The sequence below is a fragment of the Billgrantia ethanolica genome (genome assembly GCF_021404305.1).
GTDB classification, from domain to species: domain Bacteria; phylum Pseudomonadota; class Gammaproteobacteria; order Pseudomonadales; family Halomonadaceae; genus Halomonas; species Halomonas ethanolica.
Genome location: NZ_JABFTX010000027.1, coordinates 1 through 361 on the forward strand (window position 1 = coordinate 1; position 361 = coordinate 361).

1 protein-coding gene is annotated in these 361 nt (G+C 64.5%); it reads left to right on the forward strand.

Annotated features, from left to right (window positions below; all coding sequences use genetic code 11):
- Positions 1-170, forward strand: a 170-nt coding sequence (locus tag HOP53_RS21350) for a transaldolase family protein (RefSeq protein WP_276574630.1), incomplete at its 5' end; no start/stop codon positions are given.
- Positions 171-361: the final 191 nt, after the last annotated feature.

Sequence of the window (361 nt, forward strand, 5' to 3'; positions counted from 1 at the left end):
CGCCGGTCGACGCCGATACGTCGCCGCCCGAGCCTCAGGACGAAGCCGAGTACCGCTGGGCGATGAACGAAGACGCCATGGCCACAGAGAAGCTGGCCGAGGGGATTCGCAAGTTCGCCGACGATCAGCGCAAGTTGGAGAAACTGCTGGGAGAGCTGCGTCAGGGCTGAGCAGCAGCCTGACGACGATGGGTGCGGTTGGCATGGCAACGACGCCATGTCGGCCGCAAGCGGGTCCCTCTGGGGCTTGGCTCCTGTCTGGGTGGCCCCTGGGCTCAATCCTTGTGGGAGTGTGAGGTCTCCTGCGCCTCGAGCATTTCCACCAGCGGCTGGAACTCTTCCCGGTTATGCTCGTTCATGCG